This window comes from Ruegeria sp. CL7, from assembly GCF_056536445.1.
Map to the genome: position 1 here is coordinate 1 of NZ_JBQFPQ010000017.1, position 10,594 is coordinate 10,594.

Sequence of the window (10,594 nt, forward strand, 5' to 3'; positions counted from 1 at the left end):
GGTGAGAGGTGCTGAGCTTTCTACAGCCGTTCTAGCTGGCTCGATGTGCGTGTCGTCATGTCCTTACATCCTTGCAGGCGGTGAGGAACGCCTCGTCTCTCGTCGAGGCATTGTGGGTAGGCCCGGAATACTGCGAAAATAGGCTTCTGTTGCTACCCGTACCAAAGACTTTGCAAAGTCCGCTTGCTGCGCATTGCTGTCATTGGGGCATCGAGCAGCATCGGTCAAAGTGGGCTCATCAGGTCGGTTCGCCGCGTCATGGACGAAAGGCCGGATTGCGCAACCGAAGCCGTTCGCAAGATCACGGCGCAACAGGTAAGTTGCGGGACAAACCGGTCAATTAGTTGGAATTCGTAACCAGCCTGCTTCGACTCGAAAGCAGACCTTCAGCCGTCACCCACAATACAGCCCATCATGCAGACTTTCGTTTTAACTGAGCAGATTAAGGTGTGATGTTGAGCGGCTCTGTGAACCTTGCTTCCCTCAGTTTCTGCCCAGTTAATCGCTGATAATCAAACTTTGAAAGTCTGGCACATAAAGCGCGCACCTTCACTGGCTATCTTCTCTATCATGGGGCAGGTTGACCAAGTGAAATCTTGCGGCTAACGAACTTGGCTGAACAAGCTGGAGCACTTAGGTTTTTTTTGGAGCTAACCATTGATTTCAGGGGCACATTACTACCGGTCAGACTATGGAATGGTCCAACTCGAATACCCCTACGACACCGCCATTGCCGCAAAGACGCACTATTTGCGTGCCCTTCATCCAAGTATTAAGGAAGATTATGTAAGGGAGAGGCTCTTCCTCTTTCGTGGACAGGAAAACCCTGAGAGGATGCTGTTCCTACAGGAACTCTGCATGATGGCCGACTGCCTTTACTATGGGCTTTTCGGTTGTCTGGACATCCGACGGGCCACTGCGCTCTATAGATATTGCGATGAAGCGGGCTTTCCCCGTGCTTCCCATAATCTCGGAATCATATGTCTGAAACAAGGCAAATATCAGGATGCCCTCTTTGCCTTCGAAAAAGCGGCAAGAACACGGGCTGACTCCTGCTTCAACCTTGCTCTTCTCCATGATGAACTTCGGGACAAGCACGAAAGAAAAGTCGGGCAAGCGCGTGGTGCACACGTCCCCATGCCAGGCGATGACCCGGAGCAGTTCGCTTTCCCGTATCGAATTGCCTTTCCGGACTACTTTGACAGTCTGAGGTCCTATGCTGAACGCGGGGACGCTAATTGTGGAAGGTATCTTGAGAAAAAGCTCTATCGGGCCGCTTTTAGATCTGACACTAGGAGTGATTTCGAGATGGGCTTCAAACACCTCAGGTCTAGAGCATTTGCTGGCGACCCTATTGCGATGCGCAGCTACGCTTGGGAAGGATTCAGTGGCTCCGGCAAAATCTGGATGAAGGATCGCGACTTTATCCAAAAGTCGGGGCCGAAAGACAGAGGTCACCTGCTTTATTGGCTACGGTTGGCGGCGCTCTCCAATGACGCCAATGCTTGCACTCAATATGCCTCGCTGCGCTCACAAGATTTCCTCAAAAACGGCTTTTCCTTTCTGGGCGAAGATCTTGACTTGGTTAGGAAAGCAGCAGGCTATGGTTCTCGAGCCCCGCAACAACTTCTTGGTGCTGCAATGATGAGTGGGAAACTCGGTTTATTTCTGCGTGATGAAGGTTGTTTTTGGTGGCAATTGGCACACCGGGAAAATCCTGAGCTGATAAGGCCTGGTGACAACGATGCGTCCATTCCATCTTACCTTTTTGACGAGACAAGCGAACAGTGGTCTAAATTCTCAAATCTTCATGGGCGGCTCATGGCGGCCATGGGAAGGGCGAGGGGAGAGGACATAGAAACACACGTTCAGAAATGGAAACCTGCTCCTTTGGATGGCTATATAGACCAAGTCTGGTGGTCTAATGCAGATACACATACATATCTCGAGCCGCCACTCGGTCAATTGCGTCATCGCACCGTAGATACGAGCGTCCTTGCGCAACCATCCTTTTACGACGATGCCATTGAATATTCGGAGTGGCTCTAGGTCTCCTGAAACTGCCATCTCAATTTGCAAACGCAGCAAATGACTGCTTCCCCGGCTCTCGCGACGAATGCTGCGAAGATCACAAATGCGTAGTATGGGCTCAATATTGCCGTTCTTTGCGGTTTGCATGGTTGGCGGGTCGCAGCCCTAACCGGACACTCCCAACTAAACTTTGCAAATCCCCATAAGCGGGACAAAGCTACTGGTGAACCTTTCGCAAAAATGCCTCTTATCTGACGCCTAGCAGTTTTTCACTCAGACCCGCGCGGCGATCATTTCGGCAGCTTTTTCAGCAATCATAATCACCGGCGCGTTGGGATGTCCGGTGTTCATTTGCGGCATCACAGACGCATCGGCAACACTCAACCCTTCAAGCCCGTGCACCTTCAAGTCGGGAGCAACGACGCAATCATCGCTTTGCCCCATCCTGCAACTGCCAACGGGATGAAAAGACGTCGACGAAATCTCGCGGATGTCCGCAAGAAGTTCTTCGTCGCTCTGGGCGTCCGCCCCCGGAGATATCTCAACTGGATTGAGCTTCGCAAAGGCTTCCTGTGACACAATCTTCCGCGCTTCTTTGATGATCGCGCGCATCAGATCGACGTCCGCCGGATCGCTAAGATATCCAGGATCGATAATGGGCCGATCCAATGGGTCGCTTGATGCAATCGTCACACGCCCTCGGCTCCAAGGACGGGTCGGAAAACCAGAGATTGTGAAACCGTGGCGATCCGGTGGGCGATACTCCGGGGCTCCCAAGCTTATGAAATATGGGATCATAAGCAGTTCTATATCGGGAATATCGACATGAGGTCCGGATCTCAGAAATGCACCAGACTCAAAGTGGTTCGTTGTCAGGGGCCCGCGCGACTCCTCTGAGTAGAGGCGCTCAACTTCCGCAGTTTGCTCAGAGCTTCGGCCAAAGAAGGTCAAGGGTTGATCGATTTCCCAACGGGCGCGGTAATGAAAATGATCCTGCAGATTTTCGCCCACACCGGGCAGGTCATGCTTCACCGGGACGCCGACATTGTTCAACAGGTCTGCTGGGCCAATTCCTGAGAGTTGCAGGATCTGTGGTGAACCTATGGCACCCGCCGCCAAGACGGTTTCCTGTGCTGTTGCATTGTTGAGTTCGCCCTTGGCGACATAACTCACACCGGTCACAGAACTGCCCTCAAGTTGCAACGACATGACAGTCGCGCCAGTCACAACGGTTAAGTTGGGACGCCCCATCGCTGCGGAGAGGTATGTCTGCGCGGTGCCGCCCCGCCGGTTATCCTGCAAAGTCGCGGGGAAATAACCGCAGCCGTCCAATTCCGTGCCATTCAGATCGCCATTAAACGGAATCCCGGCCTGCTGGCAGGCTTGGATAAATGTCTCGGTCAAGGGCGACCGCTCGCCTGGCTTAGTCACAGTTAGCGGACCACTGTCTCCATGGATCGAAGGATCTCCATCGACTTCCCAATTCTCAGCCTTCTTGAAATAGGGCAGCACATCGTCCCATCCCCAGCCCTTAGCACCCATTTGGGACCACGTGTTGTAGTCTTTCGGATGCCCGCGCAAGTAAATCATGTAATTGATCGAACCAGTGCCGCCGATACATCGACCGCGCGGATAGGCGATCTGGCGCCCTGAAAGTTCACCCTGCGGGGCGGTTCGAAAGGCCCAATCGAAGCGTGTATTAGTGAGCGCGCCAAATTTTGCGGGTGTGGAAACTCGGGGGTCGTCGTTCGATCCACCGGCCTCTAATAGCAAAACGGAACGCTTTACATCTTCGGTCAAACGAGCGGCGAGCACGCATCCTGCGCTTCCGGCGCCAACGATAATAACGTCAAAACTATCCGTCATAACAAAACCCCAAACTACCAATCCGGAAAGAGTGGCGGACAGTCTGCCCTTTATCAAGCAACACATTTTGCGGAGGTTGGGTATGTCCGCTTTGGGCTCTATCCTGACGGATCAGTCGCTGAGGCTGAATAGCGGCTTTGTCCGCATTCCGGTCGTTCACGCCGAGTAAAACGAATGACCCCATCGAGCCCATTTTGACGGATGCTACACGGCGCATGAATGTCCGGATTAAGCGACAAGCCTGAACACAACACAATTAAAGGCGGTTTGACCTGAGAAACGGGACGCGCATACGCTGTCGTCGACAAAAAAAGCGACAAAGGTTTTTTCATGACATTTCAATTGGCAGGTAACGGACCCAAAATTTACGAAGAAGTCATGGTGCCCCTTTGGTTTGGCCGGTGGGCTGAAGCGCTTGTTGAGCAGGCTTCACTAGGTTCTTCGGAACGTGTCTTAGATGTTGCTTGCGGAACAGGTGTGACGACCCGACTGGCGAAGTCAAAGGTTGGAACTAGCGGCCAGGTCGATGGTTTGGACATCAACGCGCCAATGCTCACCAAGGCACAAGAATTAGCTGTTGATCTCGATATTCGATGGATTGAGAGCGATGTATGCGGGAGCGGACTGCCTTCAGGGTCTTACGATGTCATTCTTTCGCAGCATGGCTACCATTACTTTCCGGAAAAGCCCAAAGCTCTAAGTGAGTTCTTGCGGCTTCTGGTTCCAGGTGGGCGCCTGGCCTTCTCAATCTGGGATGGGCATAGCGCTTACACTGAAGCCCTATGCTCTGCTGTTGCCCACCACATCTCCCCCGAGATTGCAGAAAAGCAAAGGGCTCAACGGCAGACGCCAACAGCGGAAAAATTAAAACAGCAGGTCGCGGATCAAGGGTTTTCGGATGTGGCCGTTCACCGGCAAGAACTGATGATCGATGTTCCGCTTGCGCCCGAATTTGTGCCCTTGCATCTGGCGTCTATGCCAATTGCAGGCGCGTTTCTCGCACTCGGAGAAGAGGCGCAAAATGCCTTGATCCAGGAGGTCGCGGAAAAGCTCGACGCATATGTTGTAGGAGATAGACTTGTCTATCCTGACGCGGTGAATGTCGTAACAGGACGAAAATAGCATCCCCGCGTCGCTCATTCCTGTGTGAAGCCACAACCCAGTTAGGTTGATATCCAATCGCAAACTTGCTGCGTCTGGCGCTGAAAGCAGACGTTGGCGCAGCTTTGGCGAAAGTACGCTTTGTCGGCATCTCGGAAGTCACCTTGCTTGGAATTGAAGGTCTGCTTTGGGCTCAATGCGGCCATTCGCGGATTTCACCTGAATGCCTGCTGTGCGGACAAAACTGCCTTTCACGGAAAGTTCCTGAATGTCTGTCAACGTCGGCGGAACCAACTCGGATGTTGACCCACTGATAGCTTTAGCGCCTCTCAGTACGATTCTTGATTGCTTCGATTACGGCATGGCCTAATTGGCGCGTGTTTCGCACTCCTCCGGCATCATTATATTCAGACACTCCAATCTTCTTGGCGACATGGCGCAGATTCTCAATTGCATTGCCTTGCAAAGCGCCATCCTTAAAAAAATCTATGCTCTTACATGCATATTGGACAATTCGATCACGGCCGAATTCGGCCTCCTGCGTAACCGTCTGCCGCAAGCCTGAGGTCGCTTGTTTGCTTTTGGGCCGTGAAGGATCGGGGCGAGTCTCCGGCATAATCAAAGGCTCCTCAGGTTCACCCGTTAGTGCACTGAAACTATTGACCGTAACGATTTCCCTGACCTTGCTCGGCACGCAGTTCCCTCCACTGCCATATTCCACATGGACAGCCTTGGCTTGGACGTTATCAAGCAAGTAGAAATTTGCGCTCAGACTTCTAAGACTCACTTCAATGAACAGGAAGTAATCAGCATCGCCTTTTGTATTCATGTCGACAGGCCAGCGGCTTATTTCTGATGTTCTGTCGATGTACTGCCTTGTCTTTACTTCAACTGACTTAGGCCCTTCTGGCGTCACCACTATTAGGTCGTGCCCCGGCGCCCCCGGCGGACTGACATAGGCGTGCAAACCGACGGAAATGAACTTGGCAAGCGCCAGAGTTTCCCCAAGTTCCCCGGCAAGTTGATGAGTGAGCTTTTGCATCGTATTTCGCTTTTTTCTCCGCAAGCCAGCCGGATGTTAAATTCGCGCCCTCAACTATTATGGCGCCCTGCCAACGCAGTCTCAACTTAGCTCTGGAGCCTAGACAAAGGTAGTTCGGATTCATTGGCTGGCATTTTTGCCGTTGTAGCAAATCGGCCATTCGTGCAGATTGCAATATCGTTAGCCCTGGGCTCGTTGCAGTCATTCGCTGCCATTCGGTTGAAGAGCTATTACGCGTGCGAATATTGGCCGAAGCTAGGACATCACCTTAACCATCTCAATTTTGGTTGTTCAGATAAAGCCTGGGCAGCCACGGAGGCACCGCAACAAAGCTATACTTATAGCTTTCGCAAATATGCCCAAGAGACGAATCCCTTTAGACCACGCGCACGTTGCAATGACACGCGGCACCAACGGGTGTCGCCGGTCTGCTCGCAACTGTGAACTCTTAAAGCAGTTCCATTTGGAAGGCCCACTATCACATTGAACCCTATTCCCGGTCCTGCACGCAATTTAAGCATGTCTCCGTCTTCAACGCCAAAAACCTCGTACTGTCCAAGAGAAGCTGCCGTTGCGGATTGAGTTAAGACAATGGCGTATATGAAAAATGCCACTAAGGGCAAGAAGATTGTACTTCGCATAATGTTAACCTGCCTGTTTCCTCAACTGCAATCTTAGCGCCTCTTATCATCAAGCGTAACTCCCTGACCGAAGAATGCGCACGTTTAAACCGACCATTAAACTAGGATTCTTAAGTATGCCTTTGGTCAGGTTTGGGCTCGGAATTCATTTCGCTCGACCTGAGCGCTTTCCCATCGATTGACAGCTGCGAATATGTTCTTGATATTGGCGGAGCGGAGCTCAAGCCAGAAAGGCGTGTTCCGTGGCGAGGAACTAGGCGTTGATCCCTTAGGCTACGCCGGTGAAGAGCAAGAAGCTTTCACAGCCGGTTCTCGATTAAATTCGAAACCAGGACTGTGAAATGACAACTGATTTAAGAAAAATTCGTGATGAAAAGTATGCCGCTCAGGGTGGTCGATGCTTCTATTGCAATCAGCCGATGTGGTCAGGATCACCGCTAAAATTCCAAACCGCCCATTCTGTTTCACAGCGCAAGGCGCGTTGGTTTCAATGCACAGCGGAACACTTACTTTCTGCTTCGGATGGTGGACCAGACACTCCAGCAAACATTGTTGCTGCCTGCAAGTTTTGCAATCATAACCGGCACCGGTCAAAGCAGCCACTATCGCCGGAAGCATACAAGTTAAAAGTGCTGGGTCGAATGGAACTGGGTGGCTGGATGCGGTTAAGTTCATAAAATACCGCACCGGCTAGTGGCTTTATCCGACTACCCCGCGAAACTCCATCGCTGCAAAACGTCTCGCGCTTTTGCCATATTCATTGCGTTTGCTATGTCGTTTTGCATTCCTTCGCGTGCCTGATCATCAAGCACAAGCAATTCGCTAAATCCACACGCAGTGCAAGTGATATCGTCATTCGAAATTGTACTATCGGTAGAGCCGCATTCTGGGCACTTTGCAAGGACATCGTCGTTGAACATTTCTCAACCTCTGGCCAGTTATTTCTAAACTAGGTCAGTTGATTGATGTTTCACGGGATCACAGAGCGCCAACTGGTTTTCCATTGACGCCACTGACTTCCTTTCGTTCGTTCTGGTAGCGTATCTGCCCGAATGCAAAACCTGATGATGTTCTGCACCGGGCCGCGGCACAGCTTTATCGGCTCAAAATTATTTACGATAATCCGGATTGGCAGTGGTTTCTGAAATCATCAGTTGTTCACTTTCCGAGCGGCCTGCTTCGCGTCATATTGCTTCCACAGCCCCATATGTCCGTTTTGCCGCGCGTTTGCCAGCCACAACTTCTTTCGTGCGTCGGGCATTTCCATAGACCGGTACTGTCCTCCGGAGAATTTTGGCCAGTCTATCGCTAGACCAAGTTTGACCATTTCAGCGGATAGATCACGACCATCCTCAAGGTAGCACTTTGCAACAGTCCGACCGTGGGTGTCTTGCTCGGTCACTTCGGCCCTAATTTTTTGACCCTTGCAAAGCGAAACGAGCGCCCATTTCGCCTTCTTTCCATAGGGATGGTTCATCTCAGGAGCATCGACGCCAAACAGACGAACCTGTGTTTTCTTAATGACCAGTGTATCGCCATCTACAACGTACGCTGAACCCGCCAAAATTGTGACGTCGGGTTTCGGGACCGTATGATCCGGGTCAAAACGCTGTGGCTGCGATGTGCGCTGCCGTTGGTTCGTGGTCAATCTAGGTTTCTCATGCAAACCTGACTGACTCGACGGAGTAGTCGTATCGCCTGGCCTGTTACAGCGAACTGCAAAATAAACCGCGCCAGCCAAAACCAAACCCAAAACTATCAAGATTTCCACGAGACAAGCCTCCAAAAGTTAGGTCAATCAAAAATGTCGTACTGAATCAGGATAGACCCAAGCACACGTTCGGGTTGACTTGCTAGGGATACCTCATATTCGATCAAAGAGATGTGACGGATTTGCCCCGCTGGGCGTTTTCACGCATCGGACAGCGAGGCAACCGATCTCTACCTATTGATATTCCCAGAGTAGCAACCTGAATCTCAGTTGGTTCCTATTATTCACGTCTACTAGGACTGGAGGTGCAAGTTGACGGAAACTCACAGAAGAATGGCAGTTTCGCGCAAGCATTCGTTTCGTGACGTAGTGATGTGCAACCCAAGGTGAAAAATCTCAATGAATGATTAAGTAGCGAACTATCGCGTGATGAGTGTGGAGCAAGATGCAGTATGACGGAGAACAGGGATCGCTTGACGGCTGAGGAAGCAAAGGGACTTCGGACAGCAAAAGAACTCGAAGGTCATCTTGCCTGGTTAGATACTTTTACTCCAGCAGCCTTGGGAGTCCTAGCTATTGCGTCTGGCATTTACACCTATCTTGGGGTGTCTTCACTGCTTGAAGACAACGGCGCGGTCTCATTCTTCGCCGCGGTCGCGTACTCAATCGCTGTCTCTGTCGGTATCTTCGTCTTTTGGAGCTATATGCTCCGCCTGTTGCCTTCGATGCGTACGGCTAGTGGCTTCATTGGTTTGACGATCTCCACGATTGTTGGCTCTGTCGCCATTATCGCCATGTCTAGCTGGCTGAACGCAGCCGCACTCGCAGGCTCGGCGGCAGTCGAACAACACTTGGAGAACACTGTTCGTGACTACCAAGCGGCTCTCGAGCAAGCCCACGACATAGCCCTCAGTGGCCAAGCGTTGGGTCGCGAGGTGGAACGCGCCCGCCAGAGTTTTGAAGAACTGGCTGAACTCGAGCAGTCCGGAGACCTCTCAGGAACCGCCGGTCGGGGTGCCGTGTTTCGTGTGCTGACACAAAAAGCTGAGGAGCTGCGAAACCTTGAAGAGCAGATCGCGGCGCAGCAAGAACCTATCGAGGAAGCCTTCCAACAAGGCAACGAAATCCTCGCAAAGATGCGCGAGCTTACTGTAGCCCCCGGTCCAGTGGATCGCCGTTCGGTTCAGTTCTCCGAGGAAAGCGTGAAGCTGGCGGGTGTTATCTCGCGCCTCAACCAGTACAGCGTGGCACCACTTGTTGCTCGCGCTGCTGAGGACCTGCCATCCTCGGTCGTACTACCAGAGCTTGATGGGCGCAGTTCCGACGTACGAGACGCGCAATCGTCAACAATCAATTCCGTTTTGAACGCGTTGGACCAACGCAGCAAGACACTCAAGAACGCTGCTGACGAGGTGTTGGACATGGAGCCGCCCATCGAGACGGCATATAACCCGATTTCCAGCGCCGATGCGGTGATCAAGTACGCCCACAACTTCGTACCTTCTTGGGCTGGAGCTATAGCCATCGACTTGTTGCCCGCCGTGTTGGTGTTTGTGCTGGCTATCACACAAGCCGCAATCCGCAGTGGTAAGGACGGAATGAGCATTGAGGATACTCTGACGCTTTCTGACCTTAGAGCCGCAATGAATGCCATGAAGGACGTTGAGGCGACTATGGGCGTGGCAGACGCAGCTATCCTCAACCGCGCCACTCCACAAAAAGATGAAACGTGATGAGCCTCTTGAGTCGTCTCGATCCTCGTTCAGGGCTGCGCTACGTTCTCATCCTACAGCTCGCTATTGCAGGCGTTCTTATAGCGTCGGACATTTTTGGCGTAATGCCCAGCCCGTTCAAGGAGCGTGTTGAACTCCCGACTGGTCCGATATCCCCCGGCGATCAACGTCGAGAGTATCGCACTGATCGTAGCGATCCGTCGCTTTTGCCGCAGGATGGACCTCTGGACCTACCCGTGCCAGAGGCTTTTCCAAACCGATTGGACTTCTCAGTTCAGGAAGTCGAAGGACTGGGGAGGATACTTCTTCTTAGCGGCCAGATAGAGGTGGACGACTCGGCCCGCTTCGCTTCGTACCTGTCCGACATGCAGGAGAAGCCCGACCTTGTGGCTCTCCACAGCCCGGGAGGAGTGGTTTCCGAGGCACTGTCCATTGGTAAGCAGGTGAGAGGTGCTGAGCTTTCTACAGC

General features: G+C 52.2%; 8 protein-coding genes and 1 pseudogene. 5 read left to right on the plus strand and 4 right to left on the minus strand.

Features of this window, described 5'->3' with window-relative positions; translation table 11 throughout:
• The first annotated feature begins 696 nt into the window (after positions 1-696).
• Complete coding sequence (locus ACR0LI_RS20610; protein ID WP_480719174.1) at positions 697-2,049, plus strand: tetratricopeptide repeat protein; 1,353 nt, start codon at positions 697-699, stop codon at positions 2,047-2,049.
• A 255-nt stretch (positions 2,050-2,304) separates the two neighbouring features.
• On the opposite strand, the gene ACR0LI_RS20615 is transcribed toward ACR0LI_RS20610, so the two are convergent.
• Positions 2,305-3,897 carry a GMC family oxidoreductase gene (locus tag ACR0LI_RS20615; RefSeq protein WP_480719175.1) on the minus strand — a complete coding sequence of 531 codons (1,593 nt, stop codon included), beginning with the start codon at positions 3,895-3,897 and terminating at the stop codon, positions 2,305-2,307.
• Positions 3,898-4,227: 330 nt separating this feature from the next.
• On the opposite strand from ACR0LI_RS20615, the gene ACR0LI_RS20620 reads away from it, so the two are divergent.
• Complete coding sequence (locus tag ACR0LI_RS20620; protein ID WP_480719176.1) at positions 4,228-5,019, plus strand: class I SAM-dependent methyltransferase; 792 nt, start codon at positions 4,228-4,230, stop codon at positions 5,017-5,019.
• A gap of 298 nt (positions 5,020-5,317) precedes the next feature.
• Here ACR0LI_RS20620 and ACR0LI_RS20625 read toward each other — a convergent pair whose 3' ends face one another.
• Together ACR0LI_RS20625 and ACR0LI_RS20630 are read right to left on the minus strand one after the other, a co-directional pair.
• Complete coding sequence (locus tag ACR0LI_RS20625; protein WP_480719177.1) at positions 5,318-6,040, minus strand: hypothetical protein; 723 nt, start codon at positions 6,038-6,040, stop codon at positions 5,318-5,320.
• A gap of 338 nt (positions 6,041-6,378) precedes the next feature.
• The gene (locus ACR0LI_RS20630; protein ID WP_480719178.1) at positions 6,379-6,681 is read right to left on the minus strand and encodes an SH3 domain-containing protein; all 303 of its coding nucleotides are present in this window, start codon (positions 6,679-6,681) and stop codon (positions 6,379-6,381) included.
• A gap of 341 nt (positions 6,682-7,022) precedes the next feature.
• Here ACR0LI_RS20630 and ACR0LI_RS20635 point away from each other — a divergent pair, with 341 nt between their 5' ends.
• Positions 7,023-7,358, plus strand: coding sequence for an HNH endonuclease (locus ACR0LI_RS20635; RefSeq protein ID WP_480719179.1), 336 nt, complete (start codon positions 7,023-7,025; stop codon positions 7,356-7,358).
• 473 nt (positions 7,359-7,831) lie between these two features.
• On the opposite strand, the gene ACR0LI_RS20640 is transcribed toward ACR0LI_RS20635, so the two are convergent.
• Entirely contained in the window at positions 7,832-8,329 is a 498-nt protein-coding gene (locus ACR0LI_RS20640) for a thermonuclease family protein (protein ID WP_480719180.1), read from the minus strand.
• A 515-nt stretch (positions 8,330-8,844) separates the two neighbouring features.
• On the opposite strand from ACR0LI_RS20640, the gene ACR0LI_RS20645 reads away from it, so the two are divergent.
• A complete protein-coding gene (locus ACR0LI_RS20645; protein WP_480719181.1) occupies positions 8,845-10,125 on the plus strand; it encodes a hypothetical protein in 1,281 nt (426 codons plus the stop codon).
• Positions 10,125-10,594 (plus strand): annotated as a pseudogene (locus ACR0LI_RS20650) (COG3904 family protein); the annotation flags it as partial. The gene ACR0LI_RS20645 and the pseudogene ACR0LI_RS20650, both read left to right, overlap by 1 nt.